At 66.9% G+C, this 23,479-nt stretch carries 26 protein-coding genes; 8 read left to right on the plus strand and 18 right to left on the minus strand.

The annotated features are described in order from the left end of the window. Positions 1 to 2 precede the first annotated feature (2 nt). Positions 3 to 1,196: a cytochrome P450 gene (locus tag JK358_RS40505; RefSeq protein ID WP_201955017.1), complete on the minus strand. Its 1,194-nt coding sequence runs from the start codon at positions 1,194 to 1,196 to the stop codon at positions 3 to 5. Between the two features lie 115 nt (positions 1,197 to 1,311). Further along, the gene (locus JK358_RS32590; RefSeq protein WP_372440772.1) at positions 1,312 to 1,713 is read right to left on the minus strand and encodes a MarR family winged helix-turn-helix transcriptional regulator; all 402 of its coding nucleotides are present in this window, start codon (positions 1,711 to 1,713) and stop codon (positions 1,312 to 1,314) included. Here JK358_RS32590 and JK358_RS39600 point away from each other — a divergent pair. Both JK358_RS39600 and JK358_RS32595 read left to right on the plus strand, forming a co-directional pair. Further along, positions 1,654 to 1,818 carry a hypothetical protein gene (locus tag JK358_RS39600; RefSeq protein ID WP_232852271.1) on the plus strand — a complete coding sequence of 55 codons (165 nt, stop codon included), beginning with the start codon at positions 1,654 to 1,656 and terminating at the stop codon, positions 1,816 to 1,818. The genes JK358_RS32590 and JK358_RS39600 overlap by 60 nt on opposite strands. A gap of 285 nt (positions 1,819 to 2,103) precedes the next feature. Then, positions 2,104 to 2,766 carry an HAD family hydrolase gene (locus JK358_RS32595; RefSeq protein WP_201955018.1) on the plus strand — a complete coding sequence of 221 codons (663 nt, stop codon included), beginning with the start codon at positions 2,104 to 2,106 and terminating at the stop codon, positions 2,764 to 2,766. A 62-nt stretch (positions 2,767 to 2,828) separates the two neighbouring features. Here JK358_RS32595 and JK358_RS32600 read toward each other — a convergent pair whose 3' ends face one another. Genes JK358_RS32600 through JK358_RS32615 form a run of 4 tightly spaced genes read right to left on the minus strand, consistent with a single transcriptional unit; the run spans position 2,829 to position 6,637 of the window. Beyond that, complete coding sequence (locus JK358_RS32600) at positions 2,829 to 4,211, minus strand: alpha/beta hydrolase family protein (RefSeq protein ID WP_201955019.1); 1,383 nt, start codon at positions 4,209 to 4,211, stop codon at positions 2,829 to 2,831. A 4-nt stretch (positions 4,212 to 4,215) separates the two neighbouring features. Then, positions 4,216 to 4,854 (minus strand): ArsR/SmtB family transcription factor, encoded by a 639-nt coding sequence (locus tag JK358_RS32605; protein ID WP_201955020.1) that lies wholly within the window; start codon positions 4,852 to 4,854, stop codon positions 4,216 to 4,218. Continuing rightward, positions 4,845 to 6,413 (minus strand): carboxylesterase/lipase family protein, encoded by a 1,569-nt coding sequence (locus tag JK358_RS32610; RefSeq protein ID WP_201955021.1) that lies wholly within the window; start codon positions 6,411 to 6,413, stop codon positions 4,845 to 4,847. Before JK358_RS32610 ends, JK358_RS32605 begins: the two co-directional genes overlap by 10 nt. Continuing rightward, complete coding sequence (locus JK358_RS32615; RefSeq protein ID WP_201955022.1) at positions 6,410 to 6,637, minus strand: hypothetical protein; 228 nt, start codon at positions 6,635 to 6,637, stop codon at positions 6,410 to 6,412. Before JK358_RS32615 ends, JK358_RS32610 begins: the two co-directional genes overlap by 4 nt. A 121-nt stretch (positions 6,638 to 6,758) precedes the next feature. On the opposite strand from JK358_RS32615, the gene JK358_RS32620 reads away from it, so the two are divergent. The 6 genes from JK358_RS32620 (at position 6,759) to JK358_RS32645 (ending at position 10,619) form a co-directional block, all read left to right on the plus strand. Continuing rightward, positions 6,759 to 7,355, plus strand: a complete 597-nt coding sequence (locus tag JK358_RS32620; RefSeq protein WP_201955023.1) for a TetR/AcrR family transcriptional regulator — start codon at positions 6,759 to 6,761, stop codon at positions 7,353 to 7,355. A gap of 85 nt (positions 7,356 to 7,440) precedes the next feature. Then, positions 7,441 to 7,905, plus strand: coding sequence for an OsmC family protein (locus JK358_RS32625; protein WP_201955024.1), 465 nt, complete (start codon positions 7,441 to 7,443; stop codon positions 7,903 to 7,905). Next, positions 7,905 to 8,183, plus strand: a complete 279-nt coding sequence (locus JK358_RS32630; RefSeq protein ID WP_201955025.1) for an acylphosphatase — start codon at positions 7,905 to 7,907, stop codon at positions 8,181 to 8,183. Before JK358_RS32625 ends, JK358_RS32630 begins: the two co-directional genes overlap by 1 nt. A 27-nt stretch (positions 8,184 to 8,210) precedes the next feature. Then, positions 8,211 to 8,969: a hypothetical protein gene (locus tag JK358_RS32635; protein WP_232852272.1), complete on the plus strand. Its 759-nt coding sequence runs from the start codon at positions 8,211 to 8,213 to the stop codon at positions 8,967 to 8,969. Then, positions 8,969 to 10,135, plus strand: a complete 1,167-nt coding sequence (locus JK358_RS32640; protein WP_201955026.1) for a glutathionylspermidine synthase family protein — start codon at positions 8,969 to 8,971, stop codon at positions 10,133 to 10,135. Before JK358_RS32635 ends, JK358_RS32640 begins: the two co-directional genes overlap by 1 nt. Positions 10,136 to 10,166: 31 nt before the next feature. After that, positions 10,167 to 10,619 carry a DUF350 domain-containing protein gene (locus JK358_RS32645; RefSeq protein ID WP_201955027.1) on the plus strand — a complete coding sequence of 151 codons (453 nt, stop codon included), beginning with the start codon at positions 10,167 to 10,169 and terminating at the stop codon, positions 10,617 to 10,619. A 59-nt stretch (positions 10,620 to 10,678) separates the two neighbouring features. On the opposite strand, the gene JK358_RS32650 is transcribed toward JK358_RS32645, so the two are convergent. The 12 genes from JK358_RS32650 to JK358_RS32705 all read right to left on the minus strand — a co-directional run bounded on the left by JK358_RS32650 (position 10,679) and on the right by JK358_RS32705 (position 23,395). Beyond that, positions 10,679 to 12,436, minus strand: a complete 1,758-nt coding sequence (locus tag JK358_RS32650; RefSeq protein ID WP_201955028.1) for an ABC transporter ATP-binding protein — start codon at positions 12,434 to 12,436, stop codon at positions 10,679 to 10,681. After that, positions 12,433 to 15,015: an ABC transporter ATP-binding protein/permease gene (locus tag JK358_RS32655; protein ID WP_269811955.1), complete on the minus strand. Its 2,583-nt coding sequence runs from the start codon at positions 15,013 to 15,015 to the stop codon at positions 12,433 to 12,435. Before JK358_RS32655 ends, JK358_RS32650 begins: the two co-directional genes overlap by 4 nt. Before the next feature lie 175 nt (positions 15,016 to 15,190). Continuing rightward, the gene (locus JK358_RS32660) at positions 15,191 to 16,936 is read right to left on the minus strand and encodes a cation:proton antiporter (protein WP_201955030.1); all 1,746 of its coding nucleotides are present in this window, start codon (positions 16,934 to 16,936) and stop codon (positions 15,191 to 15,193) included. A gap of 91 nt (positions 16,937 to 17,027) precedes the next feature. Then, entirely contained in the window at positions 17,028 to 17,549 is a 522-nt protein-coding gene (locus JK358_RS32665; RefSeq protein WP_201955031.1) for a hypothetical protein, read from the minus strand. 6 nt (positions 17,550 to 17,555) lie between these two features. Further along, the gene (locus tag JK358_RS32670; RefSeq protein WP_201955032.1) at positions 17,556 to 18,353 is read right to left on the minus strand and encodes a hypothetical protein; all 798 of its coding nucleotides are present in this window, start codon (positions 18,351 to 18,353) and stop codon (positions 17,556 to 17,558) included. 326 nt (positions 18,354 to 18,679) lie between these two features. Beyond that, positions 18,680 to 19,252 carry an MspA family porin gene (locus tag JK358_RS32675; protein WP_201955033.1) on the minus strand — a complete coding sequence of 191 codons (573 nt, stop codon included), beginning with the start codon at positions 19,250 to 19,252 and terminating at the stop codon, positions 18,680 to 18,682. A gap of 207 nt (positions 19,253 to 19,459) precedes the next feature. Further along, complete coding sequence (locus JK358_RS32680) at positions 19,460 to 20,041, minus strand: dihydrofolate reductase family protein (protein ID WP_201955034.1); 582 nt, start codon at positions 20,039 to 20,041, stop codon at positions 19,460 to 19,462. A gap of 99 nt (positions 20,042 to 20,140) precedes the next feature. Further along, positions 20,141 to 20,320, minus strand: coding sequence for a DUF397 domain-containing protein (locus JK358_RS32685; RefSeq protein ID WP_232852274.1), 180 nt, complete (start codon positions 20,318 to 20,320; stop codon positions 20,141 to 20,143). A gap of 19 nt (positions 20,321 to 20,339) precedes the next feature. After that, entirely contained in the window at positions 20,340 to 20,984 is a 645-nt protein-coding gene (locus JK358_RS32690; protein ID WP_201955036.1) for a Scr1 family TA system antitoxin-like transcriptional regulator, read from the minus strand. Next, positions 20,981 to 21,619, minus strand: a complete 639-nt coding sequence (locus tag JK358_RS32695; protein ID WP_201955037.1) for a DUF4190 domain-containing protein — start codon at positions 21,617 to 21,619, stop codon at positions 20,981 to 20,983. The genes JK358_RS32690 and JK358_RS32695 overlap by 4 nt, the downstream gene beginning before the upstream one ends. A gap of 136 nt (positions 21,620 to 21,755) precedes the next feature. Next, positions 21,756 to 22,529 (minus strand): ESX secretion-associated protein EspG, encoded by a 774-nt coding sequence (locus JK358_RS32700; RefSeq protein WP_201955038.1) that lies wholly within the window; start codon positions 22,527 to 22,529, stop codon positions 21,756 to 21,758. Continuing rightward, positions 22,526 to 23,395, minus strand: a complete 870-nt coding sequence (locus tag JK358_RS32705; protein WP_201955039.1) for a hypothetical protein — start codon at positions 23,393 to 23,395, stop codon at positions 22,526 to 22,528. The genes JK358_RS32700 and JK358_RS32705 overlap by 4 nt, the downstream gene beginning before the upstream one ends. Between the last annotated feature and the right edge of the window lie 84 nt (positions 23,396 to 23,479).

Genomic DNA, 23,479 nt, shown 5'->3' on the forward strand with positions numbered 1-23,479 from the left:
CCTCAGCGCGACAGCAGGATCGGCAGGGATTTCAGTCCGTTGTTGAGATTGGACCGGATGCGGCGAGCCTCGCCGATCTGCTCGATGCGCGGGAACCGGCGCAGTAGTTCCTCGAAGAAGACGCGGCCCTCCAGCCGCGCCAGGTGCACGCCCAGGCAGTAGTGCTGGGCGAGGCCGAAGGACAGGTGCGGGTTGGGGTTTCGGCGGATATCGAAACGCTGCGGCTCGGTGAACACGGCCTCGTCGCGATTGGCCGAGGTGTACCACATGGCCACCTTGTCCCCGGCCTTGATCGGGACGCCCCGGATCTCGGTGTCGGCGGTGGCGGTGCGGCGGAAGTAGTGCAGCGGATTGGCGAAACGCAGGATCTCCTCCACCGCACCGGGAATCAGGGCGGGGTCCGACCGCAGCGCCCGCAGCTGCTCCGGGTGATCCAGCAGCAGGTGCAGTCCCGACGACAGCATGGTTTTGGTGGTGTCGTTGCCCGCCGTGACCAGCTGGGTGAAGAAGCTCCCGAACTCGATGTCGGACATGGCTTTTCCACCGAACTCGCCGGCCAGGATCAACGAGGTGAGATCGGCCCGCGGTTCCTCGGTGCGGCGCCGCATGGCGAACTGGATGGCGTAGATCGCCATCTTGGTGATCTCGGCGGTGGCGTCGAAATCGCCGACCAGATCCGGATCCTGCTGGCTGGTGGTCTGTTCGGCCCACTGCCGGATATTCGGCCAGTCCTGCGCGGGGATGCCGAACAGCCCGCCCACCACCTGGCTGGGCAGCACCCCGGCCACATCGTGCACGAATTCGACCTCACCGTCCACGCCGTCCAGCAGCAGGGCGGTCAGTTCCCGCACCCGGTCTTCGAGTTCGCCCATGACGCGCGCTTTGAAGTGCTCCGCCAAGGGTTTCCGGTATTCGGTGTGCCGGGGCGGATCCATCATGAGCAGCATGTTCCGCTGCATCTCCAGGCGTTCGGGCGACTGGTTCTCCAGCACCACGCCCCCGGTCTCGGCCGAGAACAGCAGCGGATTGCGCGCGACGTGCGCCACATCGGCATGCGTGAGGATCGCCCAGTAGCCGGGTTCACCGGGCATGTCCTGCCAGTACACCGGCTGGGTCCGGCGCAGGTCGGCGAAGATCTCGTGGATCGGACCGTCCACGTAGAGTTCCGGATCGTAGATATCCATGACCGCGCTCACGGCCCACCTCGGTATTCACTTGCGGGTGTTCGGCTTCCGCTTCGGACGGTAGCCATCGCACGCCGTGTGGACCGCGGTTCACCGACAATGTCTCAGTGAATGGACATCGCGTCAGTCAGGCATAGGGGTCGGTGATCTCCCGCAGCCGGTTCAGCGCCTCCCGCAGGTGGCCCATGCGGCGGGCGCCCAGGTGTTCGGCCCACTCCTGTTCGACCTGCGCGGCGATCTTATTCGCGTAGTCGGCCATCTCCTGCCCGCGCGCCGACAGCCGGATGAGCCGGGCGCGGCCGTCGCTGGGATCCGGCACGCGTTCGACGGCCCCGGCCCGTTCCAGCTGGTCGATCAGGAAACTGGCCGTCTGTTTGGTGATCTGCGCGCGGTCGGCCAGTTCGGTGAGGCGGGTGCCCTCCGGGCCGATCTGCCCCGCCAATCGGCCCTGCGCGGGCGTGATCTCGGCATGTCCGCTCTCGGCAACGCCTCCTCGCGCACGCTTCCCGCGCTCACCAACTACCGCAATATCCTCTTCGACACCATGGTGCACGCCCAGGACATGGCAATTCCCTTGGGCCGCACCATCTCCGTGACCCCGAGGCCGCGGCGGCGGGTGCGGACCGCGCCGTAGAAGTCGGCTGGCCAGTCTGGAACCGCCACAGCCTCGACGGCCTGCACCTGATCGCCACCGACGTCCCCTGGCAGTACGGCGCGGGCTCCGAAATCCGCGGCCCCATCCTCGCACTGCTACTCGTAATCACCGGCCGCCCAGCCGGTTTCGCCCACCTCACCGGCCCCGGCGTCGACCTCCTCACCGCCCGCCTGAGCGCCCCCGCCCCTTCCGCCGACCATCCGCACTGACACGTCACCCCACCCCCTGCTGCACTCCCGCCCACTCATCGATCACCATGGACCTATGGCACTCGAGGCGATCGTGTTCGACATGGATGGCGTACTGATCGACACCGAACCCGTCTGGGAGGAGGTCCGCCGCGGCTACATCGACGATCTCGGCGGACGCTGGCTCCCCGACACCCAGGACCGCCTGATGGGCATGAGCACCGGCGAATGGGCCGCCTACCTCAGCAAAGACCTATTAGACGGCCGGCGCACCCCCGAGGAAGTGGCCACCGACGTCATCGACCGCATGAGCGCCCGCTACGCCGACCACCTCCCCCTCATGCCCGACGCCGTGGAAACGGTCCACACCTGCGCCAAGGAATACCCCCTCGGCCTCGCCAGCTCCTCCCCCCGCCGCCTCATCGACGTGGTCCTCGACCACATGGGCGTCACCGCCCTCTTCCACTCCACGGTCTCCACCGAAGAGGTGGACCGAGGCAAACCAGCCCCCGACGGCTACCTCGCCGTAGCCGCCCTCCTCGGCATCACCCCGGAAAACTGCGCCGCCATCGAGGATTCCAGCAACGGCCTCCGCTCCGCCGCCGCAGCCGGCATGACCGTCATCGCCGTCCCCCACCCCCGCTACCCACCGGCTCCCGACGCCCTCGCCCTGGCCACCCTGGTCTCCCCCACCCTCGCCGAACTCACCCCGAGAGCAATCGCCGCCGTCGTGCGTTGAGCCCAGGGTGACTGCGATGTCGTAGTCCGTGCCGGGCAGGTGGACCGGAATCGCACTGACGTTCACGGGAGCAGCAGGCCCCAATAGATCGCCCAGAGTGCGAATCCGGTTCCACCGCAGACCAATAGCGCCCATCGGATCCGCGCGCCCGTGGTTGCTCCGGTCAGTGTGCGGCGGCTGCGCGCGAGGACAAAGCCCAGCGCTATGACCGCGCAGACCGCGACCGATTGCAGGGCGAGCCACGGCAGGGTGCGGCCGAACAGCAGGGGGCCGAACGATGTGGCGCGGGTCATGAGGATGTAGCCGAGCTGGACGACGGCGCCGATGATTCCGATCATCGCCGCAGCCAGAAGTACTTGCGCGGGACGCGGATTCGGCAAACGCCAGGTCCGCACGAAGCCGGCCAGGGCATAGCCTGTGCAGGCGAGCACGATCCCGCCCAGCAGCGCCAGGTTCACCGCGGGCGACTCCCACCGGCTCAGAGGCTTCAGGATACTCACTGAATGCCCTTGTGCCGCAGGTTGATCCGCCCGCGCCGGAGTAGCCGAACCGGGGAGCGCGTTCACCCAGTCACCCATGAGCTCGGCGTATCCCGGTGCCAGTTCGGGCAATCTGTCGAAGCCGTCGGTGGTCTGGTGCGCGGCATGCTCGGCGCCCGACAGGGTGACCAGCGCGTAGTTCGTCTTCCCCATCCGGTCGAAGGCGGCCTGAAAGCCCCGCAGACTGTCCCCCGGCGGGGTCAGCCGATCCAGATCACCCCAGATGGCCAGCACCGGCTGCGCGATCCGCTCCAGCACCGGAATCGGGTCATAGTCGGCCTGCGCGAACTGCCCCGCCCCGACCAGCTGGCGAATCCCGTTGCGCGCCAGCACATCGATCATCGATCCGCGCACGCCCGCCTCGGCGAACCTGGTCTCGTCGGCCCACATCTGCTGCGCCGCCGGAGGACCCGAGTTCGCACCGACGGTGATCAGGAACGCGGCGTCGGCCGACCGCGAAGCCGCCAGCGGCGCAACCCATCCGCCCTCGGACAACCCCCACAGACCGACTCGCGCGGGGTCGGCTTCCGGTCGATTCCGCAGTGCGGCAACACCTGCCAGCGCGTCATCGGCCAGCAGCGAGTAGTCGCGGTGCGCCGGCGTATATCCCTCGGTGCGCTTGTCATAGCGCAGCGCGACGATGCCCGCGCGCGCGAAGGCGTCGGCGACCTGCGCATACTGTGCACTCCGGCCATCGCCCGACCCGTGCACGAGCACGACACCGGCGCGTCCGGTGGCGCCCACCGGCGCGTGCACCGTGCCGTTCGTCGTGCTGCCGTCACCACGGGTGACAGTGATATCCACAGTGGTGACACCCGCCTGCGCGTAGGCCGTCGGCATCGCACAGCAGAGAGCGGCGAGCATGATGGCGAACACCGCGAGACGTCGAAGGATCGAAAGCATCATGGTCCTACTCGGCCGACGTGGCGGTGGGCGCCGGGAAGGCCAGAAAACGGGTCAGCACCCGACGGGTCCCCGGACGAGCCCGGCCATGCTTGGCCTGAAAACCCTTGAGCAGCTTCAAATAGTCTTCGAAGAACTCCTCCAACTCCGCAGGCGTCGCATACACCGCCCCCCGCGAGAACGGCATCACATCCGCCCACTCACCGAGCTCACCACGCTCGGCCTCGAACCGCCGGAACATCTCGACATCCTCGGCAATATGCTGCGCGAACAGCCCCTCCATCAATTCCCGCACCTCCGGCGAGGTTTCCCGATCCATCCGGAAGCGCAGATCATTCGGCGGCGACCGCCACCACCGCTCCTTCCCCTTGGCCAGCTCCGGCGCCTCCTCGATGAACCCGTGCTCAGCCAACTGCCGCAGGTGATAACTCGTTGCCCCGGTGTTCTCCCCCAGCACAGCCCCGAGCGCCGTAGATGTCGCCGGCCCATTCTCCGCGAGCGCACGCAGAATCCGCTGCCGCAGCGGATGCGCCAGCGCACGAAGCGCGGCGGGATCAGTAATCCGCCTGGGCGTCACCTCATCAACCATGAGTTGCAGAAAATCCTTTGCAAAGACTTCTCTGCAACCCGGATCGATCAGCGCCACAGGTCGCAGTGGCGGGTGGCTGCGAGGTCGATCGTCGTGATCGCCGCAGGGGCGAGTCGCAGGGTCTGCGGATGGTCGGGGGTGGTGCGGGGCCATGCGGGCAGGGCGGGGTCGTTGGGATCGCCGGTGCGCAGGAAGCGAGTCCAGTAGTCGGCCATGGCGGAGGCCAAGGGGGTGGAGGCGGGGGCGACCGGGCCGGGTGCGGGGCTGATGTCGAACAGGTAGGTGAGTTCGGCACCGTGGGCTGAGCCGGTGGGTAGCGTTGCGGGATACGGGATTGGGGCGGGGGTGGTCGGGTCGTCGAATTCGTAGGTGTAGACGGGGATTCGAGTGGACGGTGCGGCCGCGGCGGTGTGGGTCGCGCAGGTCCAGCTGTGGTCGGAGAACACGGCCGACAAGGCTGCGGCGGGCGCCTGGTAGGCGTCGAGGGGGTAGGAGGATGCGACGGTGGTGGCGTTGTCGCCGAATGCTGTTTCCAGGGCCGCACGGTAGGACGCGGCGGTGATGGGAGGTCCCTCGGTTTCCATCGCGGCGATCCAGCGGGAATGACCATTGGCCACCTCACCGATCAGGACGGGCACGTGGGTGAATGCGCCTGCTTGTAGCGCATCGATCGGATTCGTTGGGACCGTGGGGGTTTCGTAGGTGATGGTGGTGAAGTTCGGCCACAGTTGCCGCACCTGCCCGGCCGGGACCGCCCGCAGGCATTCGGCCGCCGTCGCCGGATCGGGACAGCCGAGGTCGATGGCCGCCTGGACGGCTACGGGCTCGTTGGCGGTGCGAGAACGATACGGGGCGAACGGTGGCGAGCTCGCGAACAGCGAGCCCGCGGGCCAGCGGGTGGCGCAGGAGCCGCTCTGGATGATCGCGCGGTCGAACAGATCCCGTGAGGCGGGCATGGTCAGGTGTGCGCAGACGCTGAATCCGCCGTAGGACTCGCCCGCGACGGTCACATTGGCCGCGTCGCCGCCGAAGTCGGCAATGTTGTCGCGCACCCAGCGCAGGGCCAGGGCTTGATCCTGGAGGCCGAGGTTGCCGCCGCTGTCGGCGAAGGCGGGATGGGCGAAGAATCCGAAGGCGCCGAGGCGGTAATTGATCGTGACGACCACGACGCCACGCGAAACGAATTGGCGGGGTGTGTAATCCGCGCCGGCACCGGAGTAGCCGCCCCCGCCGTGGATCCACACCAGAACCGGTGCGGGGTGGTCCGAATCCACTCGGGCGGGTGCGGTGACGTTCAGGTAGAGGCAGTCCTCCCCCAGGTCCGTCGCCGAAGTCTCCCCGGGTGGCTGGAGGCAGCCCGGGGTGGGCCGGGTGGCGTCGCGAATTCCGTTCCAGGGCAGTGCCGGTCGGGGTGGTTGCCAGCGCAGCGCACCTACCGGTGGTTGCGCGTAGGGCACCGCGGTGAACTGCCGGTGCCCCTCGGCGTTCAGACGGCCGCGCAAGTCACCTGCGGCGGTTGCGACCACCGGTTCCTCAGTGGCCGTGGAGCTTTCGGCTGCACAAGCGGTGATCAGCAGCAGCGCGCAGCCGGCCGTCGCCAGTCGGCGCAGGGTCATTTCTTGCTCCAGCCGGCGATGAGCCAGACCGCGAGTCCGAGGCCCGCGACTCCGATCGGCCAGGACACCCAGGTCGGTGCGCCGAGGCCGACCAGGATGCCGGACACGCCGAACGAGGAATGCCGGACCAGTTCGGTGACAGCCGAGCCGAAGCCCTGCACCAGCAGAATCACGGCCACAATCCACCAGGTGTTGTGCGCCGATTCGGTGCGTGTGGAAGCCATACCCATCCCCTCTCGCGGTTCCGATGCATCTGCATCGGTTCGAAAGGAGACTATTCTTTGTTCCGATGCAGATGCATCGGTACCGAGGATGATCTCCCATCGGCAACGAGGATGAGCCCGCATGCCCCGACAGGTGGACCACGACGCCCGCCGCTCCGAGATCGCCCGGGCGGTCTGCGAGCTGATCGCCGAACGCGGCATCGAAGCCGCCACCCTGCGCGAAACCGCCGACCGCGCAGGGGTTTCCATGGGGGCGGTGCAGCGCGCCTTCTCCAAGGACGGGATGCTGCGGTGCGCGCTCGATCACCTCTCCGCACAGATCAAGCAGCGGGCGACCGCGCGGATCGAAACCTCCCCCGAACCGAAATCGGCGCGGACGCTGCTGACGGTGACGCTGCAGGAACTGGTCTTCGCCGATCCGGATCAGCGGGTCGCCGCCCGGGTGTGGCTCGCCTTCGTCTCCCACGCCGCCACCCGCGCCGAATTCGCCGAGGTCATCCGGACCGCATTGGCCGACACCCTGGATCTGATCGTCTGGCTGCTCGAGTTCGGGCGAAGCACCGGCGAGATCCGCGACGACGTCGTCATAGCGCCCACCGCTCGACGCCTCCAACTGCTGGTCGACGGCCTCACCCAGCATGTCGTACTCGGGCACACCACCGCCGCGGCGGCGCACGCCGAGGTCGACGCGGCGGTGCGCGAGCTGACGGGAATGTGAGGGCGGGCAGCGGGGTTCTTATCCCAGCTCATGCAGACCGGCACCTACGCGGGGCCGCCCGAGACGAAATGGCAGGATCTTGGTCATGTCCGAACAGACCGCCGCACCGCAGAACTCCGCTCCCGCCGCCGCCGCTGAACCGGTGGAACTGTGGGCCGAACGTACCGGGAACCGGGCTTATACCGGGCGTAACAACCGGGGTGGTGAGGTGTTCATCGCGTCGGCGGGGGTGCCGGGGGCGTTCACGCCGGGCGAGTTGTTGAAGATCGCGCTGGCCGGGTGCACGGGGCTCAGTGCGGATTTCACGTTGTCGCGCAAGCTCGGGGAGAACTTCGATGCCACGGTGCGGGTGTCGGGGGATGCCGATCGGGAGAACGAGATCTATCCGGAGCTGACCGAGTCGTTCGAGCTCGATTTGAGCGAGCTGGACGCGGAGACCCGGGAGCGGGTGCTGGTGGCGGCGCAGCGGTCCATCGACCGGGTGTGCACCGTGGGGCGGACGCTCAAGGCGGGCACGAAGGTGAATTTGACCTTCAAGATCGACGAGTGATGAGCGCGCCGATCCGGCTCGGCGCGTGGGTGCACGGGCAGGTGCAGGGGGTCGGATTCCGCTGGTGGACGCGGTCACGCGCACTGGAACTCGGACTCACCGGATATGCCCGCAATCATCGCGACGGACGGGTGCACGTGGTGGCCGAGGGGGCGCGCGAAAAATGCGAAACCTTGCTCACGCTGCTGCGTTCGGGTGATACTCCTGGGCGCGTGGACCTTGTTGTGGAAGACTGGGGCGCCGCGCAGGGCGGCATGACAGGATTCGAGGAGCGTTAGTGGGCGGAGAGTTCGAGGAGTCGCGCGTTGACCGATGAACGACCCGGCGGCCCGTCCGACGACCCGAACCGCCGTCCGGAAGAAGACGAATCCCGGTTGACGGCAATGCCTTCCGGGCCCACCGAGCCCGTGCCCGGCTTCCCCGCGCCCCCGGTGCAGCCCGGCACGCCGCCGCTACCCGCGCCCGTCGACCCGCAGCAACCGCAGCGCGGTTCGATGCGCCAGCAGGAACCCGGCGTCACCACCCCGCGTCCGCCCACGGTCGCCGAGGCCCGCGCCCGCGACAAGGCCCGCAAGCGCGCCGAGGAACAGGCCCGCGCCGAAGCCGATGCCGAAGCGGCGCAGAAGAAGAAGCGGAAGAAGCTGCTCATCGGCGGCGTCGCCATCGTGGGCGTGGCCGGTCTGGTCGGCGGCGGCTACCTGGCGTACAAGGCGCTGCGCGCACCCGATGTGACCGCCTACTGCACGATCATCGCCGACACGGGTCAGGTCGTCACGGTCGCGCCGGGTAAAACCGTCACCGCCACCCGGGACGACCAGGAAATCATCGTCGACGACGACTACTGCCAGAAGGCCGGCGCCTCGAGCGGTTCCGGCGGGCACGGCGGCATCTTCATCTACAGCGGCAGTCAGTACCGCTACTACTACGGCGGCAGCGGCAACACCGTCGGCTCCGCCCCCAAGGGCGGCACGACGGTGAAACCCAAGGGCGCGAACATCAAAACCACCAGCGGCACCGTGATCCAGCGCGGCGGCCTCGGCTCCAAATCCGGCGGTGGCTCGTAATGCGGCGCAAGCGCGGTACGCCGCGCCCCGGCTGGCAGCAGACCGTCGAGAACCAGGGGCTGGTGTACGGCAAGCCCGGCCGCGACGCCAGCGGCCAGCCGCGCCCGTACTGGGACGAGTCCGTGCACTACGAGTTCGACATGGACGAGATCCTGTCGCTCGAAGCCCAGGTCGAAGTCCTGCACACCATGTGCCTGCACGCCGTCGAACAGGTGATCACCACCGAACGCTTCGCCGATTTCGGTCTGCCGCAATGGAGTTGGGAGCACATCGCCAATTCCTGGCGACGCTCGGACCCGCACGTCTACGGCCGCTTCGACCTGCGCTACGACGGTCGCGGCCCGGCGAAACTGCTGGAGTACAACGCCGATACGCCCACCTCCCTGCTGGAGGCGGCAATCGTGCAGTGGCACTGGCTCACCGACACGCACCCGGACGACGATCAGTGGAATTCGTTGCACGAGAAGCTCGTCGAACGCTGGACCGAACTGCGCGACACCCTGCCCAAGACCGAACTGCACTTCACCTGGTCGGGATCGGATGCCACCGGTGAGGACAATGTCACCACCGCGTACCTGCAGGAGACCGCCGCCGAAGCCGGATTCGACACCGTCGCGCTGCCCATCGAAGAGGTCGGATTCGACACGGAGCTGGAACGTTTCGTCGATCTCGAGGAAGCGCCCATCGAGTCGATCTTCAAGCTGTACCCGTGGGAGTGGGTGCTCGACGACGACTTCGGCAAGCGCGTCGTCCAGTCCCTGCCGCAGACCATGTGGCTGGAACCGCTCTGGAAGACCCTGCTGTCCAACAAGGCCATCCTGGCCGTCCTGTGGGAGATGTACCCCGGGCATCCGAACCTGCTGCCCGCCTACCTGGACGATCCGCACGAGCTCACCGAATACATCCGCAAACCGAAGCTCGGCCGCGAGGGCGCGAATATGAGCATCGTCGGCGCGGGCCTGGAAACCGCCACCGGCGGCGTCTACGGCGCGGAAGGCTTCGTATACCAACTGCTGGACCCGCTACCGGAATTCGACGGGATGCGCCCGGTGCTGGGCGCCTGGATCGTCGGCGACACCTCCGCCGGACTCGGTATCCGCGAAACCGCGGGCCTGATCACCGACGACGGCGCCGCCTTCGTCCCGCACCGCATCCCCCAGCCCTGATCCCCTGACACCCACCCCGGAGGACAACTCGATGACCACCACCCTCGCCCTCGAAGCCGGGTACTGGAGCTCGCTCGGCCGTGGCGTCGGCGCCATCCTCCTGTACTGCCTGGTCGGCCTGGTGCTCATGCTCATCGGCTTCTACGCCGTCGACCTGACCACCCCCGGCAGCCTGCGCGGCATGGTCGCGCGCGGCCTCCCCAACGCCGTCATCGTGAGCGCGGCGGGCATGCTCAGCATGGCGTTCATCGTGGTGCTGGCCATCTACTCCTCGGCGGGCAAGCTCTCCGAGGGGTTGATCGCCGCCGGCGTCTACGGCCTGGTCGGCATTGTGGCTCAGGTGATTTCGGTGCGCGTGCTGGAGCTGGCCTTCGGCATCAATATCGGCGCGGTGCTCAAGAACCCCGAATTCACCACCGAGGCACTGGTTGTCGCGGCCGCCCACTTCGCCCTGGGTCTGGTCGTGGCGGTCGCGATCCTCTGAGCGCCGGATTCCAGCACTCGGTCAACCGCCGAGTACCGGAACCCGAATGCTCGTCGTGCTCAGTTCCTTTCGGCCGTGGCCAGCCGCCACCCGGCCGCGTCCTGCTGATGCGCCCAGAATTCGGCGAACCGCCCACCGGCAGCCCTGAGTTCCGCGACGCCGCCGTCCTCGACGATGCGGCCCTCTTCCAGGAACAGCACCCGGTCCGCACCCGCGATGGTGGACAGGCGGTGGGTCACGATGATGCGGGTGCGCCCACGCGGGTCACCGCTGATCGCCGTGACCACGGCGGCCTCGTTTTCGGCGTCCAGCGCGCTGGTGCCCTCGTCCACGAGCAGCACCGCGGAGGGTTTGATGAGCGCCCGCGCGATCGAAACCCGCTGGCGCTCACCGCCGGACAGCGCCGTGCCGGCATCGCCGACGAGCGTGTCCAGACGGTCGGGCAGGCGGTTCACGAACTCGTCCACCCGAGCCAGCCGCAATGCGGTGGCGAGTTCCTCGGCGGTGGCAGCGGGATTGCCCGCCAGCACATTGTCGCGAATCGTCCCGGCGAACAGGTACGGCTGCTGGAACACCATGGTCGCCCCGGCCGGACGGTGCGCCACATCGAGTGTGCCCAGGTCTGTCTCGCCGACGCGCACGGCACCGGAGGTGGTCGTCTCCAGACCGGCCACCAGGCTCAGCAGCGTGCTCTTGCCCGAACCGGAGGGCCCCACGATGGCTGTGATCTCCCCGGACCGGAATTCGATATCGAGGCCGTCCAGAACCACCGGCCCGGAACCGTTGTCCCCGTAGGTGAATCGCACGTCCCGCAGCGTGACCGCAGCGACCTCGCCGAGCGGCTGCTCGGTGGCCGATGCCGCCGCGACCGGCCCGGGAGCGTCCACCACGGCCCGGATATCGCGCAGCGTATTGCGGCTGGTTTCGATCGCCGGGGCCAGATCTCCCAGTGCGGCAAAGGGTTCCAGGAATCGAACGGCCACCACGATGAGCGCGATGGCCTCGGCCGCGCCCACAGTGCCTCGGACCGCCAGCCAGGCCGTGGTCCCCGCCAGCAGCACCAGCGCGATCTGACTGGCCAGACTGAACAGCACCTGACCGGGAATGTTCAGCAGCAGCAACCGGACGGTCGCACCGTGCTGCGCGGTCAGCGCCGCACCGGTTCGGCTGCGCGCGGGCTCCACGCGCCGCGCGGCCCGCAGCGCCGCCTGGGTGCGGGCGAATTCGAGGATGCGCTCGGTGAGCGCGCTGTTCGCGTCGGCCGCCACCTGATCGGCGTGCCGGGTGATCCGGCCCGAGGCCCACAGCGCGCCCAGCAGCAGCGGCACCGACAGCAGCGCCACCACCGCGAGCTGCCAGGCGATCGGGAGCAGCGCCAGGCCGATCGCCACCGGCAGCAGGATCGCCTGGATCACCGGCGTGACCAGATAGCCGACCAGGCCGACCAGATCCGGTCCGGTGGTGGCGATGGCCCGGCGCGTGGTCGCCGAGTTGTCCTCGCTGAACCAGCGCAACGGAATTCGCGCCACCTGCGCGGACACATCACGCTGGGCGTGATCCAGGATCGCGAAGCCCAGTTCGAAGCCGACCCGCGAGGCGATGGAATCCACCACCCAGCCCGCGACGACGGCCACGGTCAGCGCGGCCACCCAGCGCCAGGCCTCGGCGGGGTCGTCGCCGAACAGCGCGGTCACCAGCGGCACCACCAGCACCACCGCGACGGCGCGCAGGATGGTCGAGGTGACGATCAGGCCCAGGTAGCCGGTCACCCGGGCACGCTGTTCGGGCGGCAGCAGTTGCAGAATCGTGCGGGTCATCGCACGGCCTCCTTCAGGTCGGCGGATGCGCTTCCGGCCTGCCACAGCTGCCGGTAGCGCCCGTCGGCGGCGAGCAGTTCGTCGTGCGTGCCCGACTGGGTGATGCGGCCGTGCTCGACCACCACGATCCGATCGGCGTCGGTGACGGTGCGCAGACGGTGCGCGATCACCAGGACGGTGCGCCCCACGGTGAGCCGGTCGATCGCCTGCTGCACAAGGTATTCCGATTCCGGATCGGCGAAGGCGGTGGCCTCGTCCAGGATCAGCACCGGGGTGTCGGCGAGCAGTGCGCGCGCGATGGTGAGCCGCTGCTTCTCGCCTCCGGACAGGGTGACGCCGGTGCCGAGGACGGTCTCGTAGCCCTGCGGCAGGCGCATGATCCGCTCATGGATCTGGGCGTCGCGTGCGGCCTGTTCGACCGCGGCGTCGGCGGCGTCGGGTACGGCCAGCGCGATGTTCTCGCGCACCGTGCCGTGGATCAGCTGGGTGTCCTGGAAGACGAATCCGATCCGGGTGTAGAGCTCGTCCGGCGTGAATTCGGTGATGTCGCGCCCGCCGACCCGGATCGATCCGCGATCGAGATCGTGGAACCGGGCAAGCAGCGCGGCCAGCGTCGACTTGCCCGCTCCGGAGGGACCGACCAGCGCGGTGACCGTGCCGGGTTCCAGTGTGAGCGAAACGTTCTCGACGACCGGCACACCCGGCCGGTAGCCGAAGGTGACGTCGTCGAAGACGACATGGCCGGGCTCACCCGCCGCGGGCTCGCCGGCGCGCACGTCGAGTTCCGGTTCGTCCAGGGCCACCTGGATATTGCGCGCGGCCACACGGCCTTCGCGCAGCCCGGCCAGCCCGTATCCGATGCCGAGCAGCCGGGATCCGAAGGTGGTGCCCAGGAACAGGAACGGCAGCAGATCCACCGGTTGCAGCCGGTCGGTCACGATGAGCGCGGTTCCGACGGTGAGGATCAGCCACAGGAAAGTGACCGGGCGGGTGATCAGATCCATCATGGATTTCTTGCCCACGAACGGCCGCTGCCAGCCTTCGAGGAAGCCGATGTACTCGTCGAGACTGCGCCGGAACGGCGAAGCGGCCGCACCGCCGAAGACGCGGATCACCGGCTGGCCGTCGAGATACGAGGTGGCCTCGCCGTTCATGCGCTCAGCCCACCGCTGCGACTGCATGATCTTGGGGCCGGACTGCGCCATCATCGTCGCCATGGTGATCACGTAGCCCAGCACCGGGATCAGCAGGACCAGCGCCAATCGCCAATCGACCCAGAACAGATAGCCGAGGACGACCAGCGGGGCGATGACCGCGGCCACGGCGTCGGTGACCGCGTGGGTGACCAGGTAGTGCAGTGACAGGGTGTCCCCGGTGATCAGCTTGTTGATCTTGCCGGAGCCGCGGGCGGTGAACCAGCCCAGCGGCAGGCGCGCCAGCTTGCTCAGCAGTCGCGACCGCAGATCACGGCTGAAGCGGGCGTCGACACCGTGCAGCCACAGCTGCAGCGCCGCCTCGAGCACTGTGCCCAGCCCGAGCAGGAACAGCGCCCACAGGCCGAGCGACCACAGCGTGGACTCGTCGCGGGCACCCAGCAGTTCCCGCGCCAATTCCACCAGCAGTACGAACGGCGCGAGCTGCACCAGGGTGATGAGCAACTGCAGCAGGCCCGCCGCCCACAGCTTGGCGCGCACGTCGGCGAACAGCCGACTGCCCGCCTGCGAACGCCAGTTGCCGCGCGGCGCGGGAGTCACGGGGGCCGGTGCGGCCGACGCCGCGGCGGCAGCCGGAACCGTTGCGGGGCCGGTCTTTTCGGAATCGATCGGGGTTTCGACAGTAGCCGCGGAAGTTTCGGCCGCGCTGCTGCGAGCCTTGCCCATGGCACGGCCGTGCATCCAGTACGCCTGAGAATAGAACTCCGACTTGGGGAATCCGAATTCCTCCTTGAGCCGGGCGCGAATGTGCTTGAGCGACTTCGATTCCATGCCCGCCCAGCCATACCAGTTCGACCAGTCGCGGGCTTCGAGCGCGGCGGCGACGGACTCCTCGGAATCGCGCCGCACCCAGTGCACGCGGGCCAGCGGATGCTCGGTCAGCGGGATGAGCAGGTCCTCGGCATCGTGCTGTTCGAGGTACACCTCGATCGGCACATGCGACGGTACGGCGGCGAGCACGGTGTTGATCGCCGGGATCGACGCCGAATCGCCGATCAGGAGATAGCCCGCGGGCAGATCCTCCGGGATCGGGAAGCCCCTGGACCCGAGCGATGCCACTTCGATCGTCGCGCCCGCGCTCGCCGTGCTCGCCCAGGCCGAGGCCGGTCCGGCCGGTTCGTGCAGCACGAAGTCGACGGCGAATCGGCCGGTCACATGATCGGCCTCGGCGATGGTGTAGCCGCGCTGGAATTCGGTCTCGGACCCATCCGGGTCCGGGAACCAGAACCGCAGCCACGCGGTCGGCTCGAGGGTGATCTCGTCGAAGAGGGTGTCCGAGCTGAGCCACACCCGCAGCAGTCGCGGTGTGGTCTGCTCGGTAGCAAGTACGGTGGCCGTGTGATAGCGAACGCCGATGGCGTTCATCACCGCCCCCTGAAATCCTCTGCGCGCCATAGGTCGCAAATCCTCCGGTTACGGTCCGCGGCGATGGCGCCCCGTTCGCTCGCGCGGCTACTGCGCACGCCACCGAACCAGAGTGTTCCCGCCCCCAACTTTGGTTAGCCTACACATACTCGCTCGGCGGCGGGAGATCACGCTCCTACTGTTCGGCGGGATTCCGAGCGCGGTCCTGGCCGTCGGCGGGCTCGTCCTCCAATTCGCCACCGGCCGGCGTTGATTCGGGGCTGACGAGCCTGCCGCGCAATTCCAGGGAGATCTCCCAGGCGTCGAGATTCTGCAGCGCGTTCTCCAGGATGTCGGCGTCGAAGGTGCCGTCGGCGCGCGCGTCGAGCAGGGCCGCCCGCTGGGCGGCGATGACGGCCAGGCGCTCCTTCTTCGCCGTCACATAGTCCTGCGTGGTGGGAGCGCCCTCGGGACGCGGGGTCTGCGGGACGGATTCGGCGCTCGTCCGCAGCAATTCCATGAGCCGGGCCCACTGGCCGTCGGACTCGGCGGCCGGTTCGTCATCGGGAGCCAGCCGATGCAGCAGCGGGCCGATGGTGCCGCCCTGCAGCAGCAGCGACATCATGGCGACCGCGAAGGCGATGAGCACCAGCACCGACCGCTGCGGGGCGTCCTCGGGCAGGGTCTGGGCGGCGGCCACCGTCACCGCGCCGCGCATACCCGCCCACACCACCGCGATGCCCTCGCGCCAACCGAGCGGCTCCCGCAGGAAGTATTCGATATTCGCCAGGCCCCGGGTGATGCGGCGGTCGAACCGTTCCAGATCGTGCTCGGACAGGGTGCGGCGACCGCGCGCGTTGAACTCCTCGACGGTTTGCTGCTTGCCCTCCGGTGTGCTCATGCGCTCCTGCATGCCCTGCAACCGGGGTTGCAGGCGCTCGCCGCGCCGCGCCCGCCGCTCGAGAATCCCGAGCAGCGGGGCGACATAGGCCGCGCGCACCACGATGGTCAGCGCCAGCGCCCCCGCCGCGACCAGTACGGCCGCGCCCACCCCGGCATGATCGTTCTCGACATTGGTCACGATGGACTTGATCTGCAACCCCATGATCAAGAACACCGCGCCCTCGAGCACCAGCGAGACCGTGCGCCAATTCTGTGAATCCGACAGCCGGTTCAGCGGTGAGAGATCGCGCGGCGCACGGATTCCGGTGATCAGACCGGCCACCACCGCCGCCACCAGACCGGAAGCGCCGAGCAGTTCGGCCGGAATCGAGGCGAAGAACGGCACCGTGAACGAGATGACCGTATTGACGGTCGAATCGGTGACCCGCTTGCGGATCATCAAATTCAACCGGCCCACAGCCCAGCCGACGACCACGGCGACAACCACCGAGTACACGAAGGTGCCCACCGCACCCCAGAACGAGAACGCCGCCGCCGTCGCCACAATCGCCGTGCGCAGCAGCACCAGCGCGGTCGCGTCGTTGAGCAGGCTCTCACCGTCCAGAATCGCCACCACACGTTTGGATACCGAGGTCTGTTTGATGATCGAGGTAGCCACGGCATCGGTCGGGCTCACGATCGCGCCCAGCGCCACACCCCAGGCGAACCCCAGATCCGGTATCGCCACCATGAAGAACAGCCCGAGCGCCAGCGCACTACCCACCACCAGCAGCACCGACAACCCGCTGATAGCGCCGAACTCGCGGCGGAAGTTCATCGCGGGCATCGAAACGGCCGACGCGTACAGCAGCGGCGGCAGCACGCCCTCGAGGATCAACTCCGGCTCGATGGACAGCGACTCGAACACCGGCAGATAGCTTGCCGCCACGCCCATCACGACGAGCAGCAGCGGTGAGGCGACGCCCAGGCGCGGACCGGCGACCGTCGCGGCGGCGATCACCACGAACGCGCTCACGAACACGATCAGCAGAACCGTCACGGCTGGCGCTCCTCCGACTCGTCAGCGAAGTCTAACTGCCGGTTGCCGATCCCCTCCGGCGCGAGACCCGCTGTGGCGTGCCGTGGTTGGGCTACGGCTTCACGGAGAGGTTGAGAGCGTTCCACCCGTTTTGGCATTCGGTGGAGTCGTATCGTCCCTCGCGCATGCGGGGAAGTTCGCTGTCATTGAATTGGTTTGATGCTTTGGCGGTTATCCAGACCTTGTAGTCGGGTGTGAAGCAGGCGCCGACAATGCGCCAGGTGTCGGTGTTCGACTTCTCGGGCGGTTGCTGGCCGGGGCCGGTGCTGGTGTAGGTGGTTTCCAGGATCTGCGGTTGCCAGGTACCCGAAGCGAGCAGCATCCGGGCATCGGCCACGTTCATCCCGATCAACTCCTCGCGCGTAACGACGGCATCGCCGGGTGCCGCGGGCGTCGACCGGTAGATCGGTGGCGACCACGAGACCGTGGTCTGTACCGCTGTTGTGCTGGTCGGTGTCAGGCTCGGCGACGTCGGCTCACCGGTCGAGTCGCAGGATGTCACTGCCAATGCCGTCAACGCGAGAACGGCGCAGAGCTCGATCGTTTGGGAGCGGATCCGGTGCGGGAATGACAAGGCGTTTCACCTACCTGGGTTCGTGCAGTCGACGGGGCGTTCGAACGCGCCGTAACTGTCTGGTTCGCTGATATAGGTGTGGCCGTCGGTGACTTTCTCGTGAGAGTACTTTCGGACGATCTCCCATGAGACGTCGGTGTACTGGGTGTAGACAGTCAGCTCCGTGCCCGGTGCGACAGTGAATCTCCGCTGGCTCGAGTCGGTCAGCGATTGCTGCCGGGTGTTGGTATCGATCCAGGTCGTATCGGTCTTCTGTTGATTCTGGTAGTTGCCCTCTACGGTGGCCTTGATACTGCCGACGATCGGAATGCCGCCCTCACCTTCGACCTTCACACTGCCGCCGACGGTGTTCTGTGTCGATTCCATCTTGCTGTTGGTATTGGTGATCGTCGTCGAGCTCGTCCAGGTTTCGTTCTTGGTCCACTCGGCGGGACTCGATGTGCAGTTTCGCTGCCGCGTCTTGGGTTGCGACCCTTCGGGTACTGTGCCCGGGGTGATACTTCGGACCCCGAAGCACAGGTTTCCCTGTACGGAGTAGCCCGGCGGGCACTCCTGCACCGCAGCGCACGGTGGTCCATTCCACCCGTTGCCGCATGCACCGGTGTCGGACACGTCGGAGGGAGCGCGAACAGGTTGCGTGGCCACCGGCACGGACGGCTGCGGATGGGCCGAAGTCGAGGGCCGCGGAGCAGGTTCCAGGGTGGGTCCGGGGACGATGTCGGTGCCGTCGCCCTCGGGCAGGCGTCCCGGTGCGTTGCCCGCTTTGCCTTGCGCGCCGCCGCCGGGCGCCTGGGTGGGCAGCAACCCGGGTGCGGTCGGTGGCGGGGTGGTCGTCGTGGTCGATGGCGGCGCACCCGGATCTACGCACACGTATGGCATCGGCGGCGGTGGGGGTGGTCCGGGATTGCCGGGATTGGTTGCGCGCCAACTCGATTCCCACGCGGCGTTGTACGCGGCGGTCTCACGCGCGCACCGCTCGGCGGGCGTTTCCGCACCGGCCTGCCCTGTCACCAGGACAACGACGGCGATCAGGACCACGACCACCGTGGAGAGAACCACTACCCGCGAGGGTGCGGGCCGCCGCCCCGGGGCAGCAGGGGCCGGGTTGTGGAGTGCCCATGCCGTTTTCATCAGATGGTGGTGGGGTCGGAGTAGACGGTCACCGTGGTGTCGGCGACATGACTGGAGATGGAGAACTGGGTGTAGACGCGGACGCTGACCGGTCCGAGGCAGGAGTCGACATTCACCTGGATCCCGGTCAGGTCCGATGCGCCGACCGCCCCCTCGAGAACACGCTCCCCCAGCGGGATCGTGGTGATCGCACCGGGTTTGATCGTGGTCTGGATCTGCGGGGAGATCGAGGCGTTGCCACCGAGGGTGACACCGGGCTGGGCCGAGACGGTCACCGACGCGTTCGGGCCGATCGAGCCCGATGACCCGGTCTGCAGGCCGCTGGAAACGTCGGTGTTGCAACCCAATTGCAGCCCGGTGCGCAGCACTCCGGACTTCACGCCGGTGCTGCCGGAGCCAGAGATGTTGCCGACAGCGGTGGCGTCGATGAACGCCTCACGCGACCACGGCGACTGCGCCAGATTCGGGACCGTGTTCACCAGCACGTTCACCAGCGATGCCTCGGCGACCCAGCCGTCCACCGTGGCTTTGGTGACGGTGTGGTCGGAACTGCGGACCAAGTCCGCCGACACACTTCCCGCACCAATCGAACAAACACTCAGCAAACCGGTCGAGACAGCGAGAACCCTCATCTTCACTACCACTTCCACCCCGGAGTTATCAATCCGCGTAACGCTTTTGACCTCTAGAGCGAATCATGAGTAACAGATGTCCGCAAATATCTAGCTAACTTTGTGGGGTGGATCACCTACCGCTGTAGCGCACCAACGCTTCGGATCTCAGCGCACCCGGCTGTACTTGATGAACGCCACGCCGTCCTCGAAGACCCGGCTGGTGAGCACCCGGAACCGCGCCGCGTCCGGCAGTCGACCGCACTCACCGAACAGCGACCGGCCCTTGCCCAGCACGATCGGATACAGCTTCAGGAACACCTGATCGATCTCCGGCAGCAGCGTCTGCGCCAGATCCCCGCCGCCGCACAGCCAGATCCCAAGACCCTTCTCCCGCTTGAGTTCTCGCACCCGCGCCAGCGGATCATCGGCAATCAGTTGCACATCCGGCGCGGGACGGTCGGGAAGCGTGGTCGAGACCACGAACTGGCGCAGATGAGCGTAGGGACTGGACGTCCCCGTCCGCACGCCGAAATCATGTGTCTTGCGGCCCATTACGACGGTATCGAAAGTGTGCGCGGGCTTGTCCACCCCGAGCGCCTCCCGCACCTTCGTCGGCAGCGTCTCCGGATACTGCGCGGTGATCGCAGGCCCGTGATCGCCCCCGACAGGAAAGAAATCCACCGAACCGTCCTCGGTGGCAATGAACCCATCGATGGTCGCCGCGACGTAATAGGTCAGTTTGCGCATCAGTTTCCTCCAGGCGGCACCACGCATGCCACTGCACAAAAGGTAGCGCGTCGAAGCCACCCGTAGGGAGGGTGCGTGCACCCCGCCCCACAAGCGAAATCAGTTGAGCGGATTGACCTCGACGCCATCCACCCCGGCCACGAACGCATCCCACTCACCGGGATTGAAGATCAATACCGGCCCGGCGGGATCCTTGGAGTCCCGCACACCGACGCGACCGCTGCGGAGGAACGCGACCTCGACGCAATCCGCCCCACCCTGGCTATAGCTGGACCTCAACCACCGAGCCTCAGCCGGATCACCGTTCACTCTCGTACCCCTTAGCTAACTCACGCACCAGGTCCCGGCTGGCACGCGCGCCCAAGCTGGCCTGCGTGAGCGTCTCGAATGCCTGCCGAAAGGCCAGCACATCAGCTTCGGCCTCGAAGTACGCACTACCCGAAAAGCCCTCGCAGTAGACCTGGGCCGGTTCCGGCGCCTGCCTGCCGCGTGTACCGCTACCGAAATCCATGATGGTGCACGGCGGCACCGCTGCCCCGAGCGGAAGTCCCGCACGGAAGGGCAGCACCCGGACCTCTACGTTGTCCCGGGTGGACATATCGGCAAGGTGCCGACATTGCGCGGCCATGGTCGTATTGTCCCCGACCACCGTCCGCACCACGCTGGGTGTGCGGTCCTCGAGTCCCCACAGCTTCCCCCACGCGGTGCTGCCATCACGCAACGTCCAGTCCCCGGTGCATCGCCAGCCCGAACCCCGTCCGGCGTCCTGGTACCAGCAGCGGTCGACGTAGGCGGTAACGCGTTCGCCGGTGAGCCGCGTCTTCACGGCGTCGTACTTCGTCGGCACCATCAGACTCACCATGAGCAGCAGCATCGTCCAAGCCCAGACCACCTTCTTCTTCGGCCGCTCGCCCGGATTCCGGGTCGACCGGCCCGACCTCATCCGCGAAATCCGCAACGGGGGATCTTCTGGGTGAGATCTTTGCCGTCCACGCGCATGACCAAGCAGCTGACCGTCGGGAAGTTTCGCCACTGCATCTCATTCGCCGGAAAGTAGATGAAGCTGCGTAGTTCGGTCAGCATCGGGCTGTCGATCAATTCCGGTGTCAGATCCTCGCTGCAACGGGCATCGGCCCGGCGCACCGATTCGTCGCGACCAGGCCACGGGCCCGTCACCGAAAACTGCGTGATCACCTCCGCCGCATGCGGCTGATCACACGGAACGACCGGCATCGACATGATGGTGTTGGACTCCCGCACGCTTTCGACGCAGTCACCGACCGACAAATTCTTCGTGAATGTGGCCGGTTCCGCCGCCTCTTTCTCGCTGGATCCTTCGGGCGCGAAGAACACCAGCGCAACCACAGCGACGAGCACGTAACACCCGGACGCCGCCATTCCTGCCCGCGCAAGAACCCCGCCGCGCTGTCCGCGCCTACGGATCTGGGCCAAGGCGATCATCCCCAGCGGCATTGCCAAGAAACACATTCCGAGCAGGCCGAGGATCAACGACCCGACCGCGAGGCGATTGGTTTCCGGCTGCTCCGAGGGCGGCTCCGGGTCATCGGCGGTGGTCATGGCCTCGGGGGTCAACGTCGGTTCCCACCCGTAATCGGCGGACTCTGATTCATGATCACGCTGCACTATCGTCTCCCTTTGCCCTCACCCTTGCGACACCGGAACCACGCATGTCGAAATGCGGTCGAATTCAGCGTCAACCAACTTGCTCGCGTTCTTCCTTGATCGCCCGGATAACTTGGGCGATCTGTGAATTCAGCACCGAGACGAACCGGCTGCCATCGGAAGCCATGGCGGTGGCGGGGCGGTCGGTGAGGACATAGCGGCCATCACCTTCGAGATCCCGCCAGCCAACCGCGAATCGCCGGATGCCACGGGGCCCGAAAACCGAACTGCCCTGCACGATCTGGATCTGGCCGGACGCCGCCAACGGTGCCCGCGAGAACCGAGCCGCTCTGCCATCCATCGAATCGTCGGCAACCACAACGGAACTCCGGGATTCCGCGTATTCGTACCCGTCGCCGGCCGAGGTGAGCACGATGTCGCCGCCCGCGCCTGCCTCGGCAGCAGGCAACGCGGCAACAATCGCGTCCGCGAGCCGAACCGGGTCGCACTCGGTCACCGTGTAGCCGCCACGGTGGTAGATCGACTCACCCGGCAACTGAGTTATGAGATACCCGCGACCGCCCTTGCGCGACGCCCGCATACGGATCAGCGATGCCGGATCGGACGAACTGCCGCCGCGCACCGTCAGATACAGATCCGGCGCGGACACCACGTCCACGATCTCGTTCACCTCGTGATCGGCACTGGCACGCACGCGGTCTCGCGCCTGCTGCTGTTCTTCGCGGTATTCCTGCTGGCTCGCCGCAGTGGAGGTGTATAGGAACGGATCCGGAAGCTGATCACCGGTCCGGTCCTTCCACAGCACCGAGAACCCGGCCTCACTGAACCGCCAGGTCCGTGTCACGAGTCCGCCGACGGGGAGGAGTCCAGACCGCGCGCGCTGCGGAATCGGATAGCGGACCGATCCGAGGACTCGCTTTTGGAGTCATCCTGACGCAGTGTCTTCGGTCTGCGGAAATTCGTACGACGCATCCGGTCGATCACCGCGTCAGAGGTGAGCTCGGTCCGCAATTCCGGATACCGCCAATAGAACCGGAGCAGACATAAGAGGAGAGGAGGGTCGATCTTCAGATTCCAAGCGTGGATCACCATCGATAACTCCAGCTCGTGACGGCCGAAACCCCCGCCCTCCACCTGCACTTTCATCCATGGACGTGGAGAAATCTGCACAGCGTGCATATTGCTATACAGGACGGGCATAATACGGTCGATATCGTCCCACGCGATGGTCGATTTTGATTTTCCAGCCGCTTTGATCACACCCTCCTCCGTGACTGCGAGGAAGTGTTTGTGACGGCCGAATACCATGGTTGACAAAACGCTAAAGATGGCCACCAAGAGGATTGTGACCATAACTATACCGCCAGCATTCAAGCCCATAAAAATAGGATCTTCCGTGGTGGAATAGTTGCGGAGAGAAATAGCTCCACGTAGCGCGATAAATCCAGCACCCAGGAGAAGCCAGACAATTATCAATGGCTTCCATGAAGCCCGGACATCAATTCTGAGGCCTCGTCTGTGATTGCCGACAGAACTCACGCATATGCGACGCGGCAACTTGTCTTGCCTAACGCGGCTGGCAAGCAAGAGAGGTGCAGCCATGGTCAGTGCAGCCAACCCACCAACCAATCCGAACACCCCCGTCAACTGTTCACCACGCCAAAAGTAATCGCTGGCGAACGGACCTACTAGGATGATGCCAACGACCACGCATGCAACCATCGCGAGGACTATTTTGTACGGTAACCTGGCCGGACCCCATTCTCGTGGCCATTCCAGCTGTTTATGGTTGTC

The sequence above is a fragment of the Nocardia acididurans genome (assembly GCF_016741815.1).
GTDB lineage: Bacteria > Actinomycetota > Actinomycetes > Mycobacteriales > Mycobacteriaceae > Nocardia > Nocardia acididurans.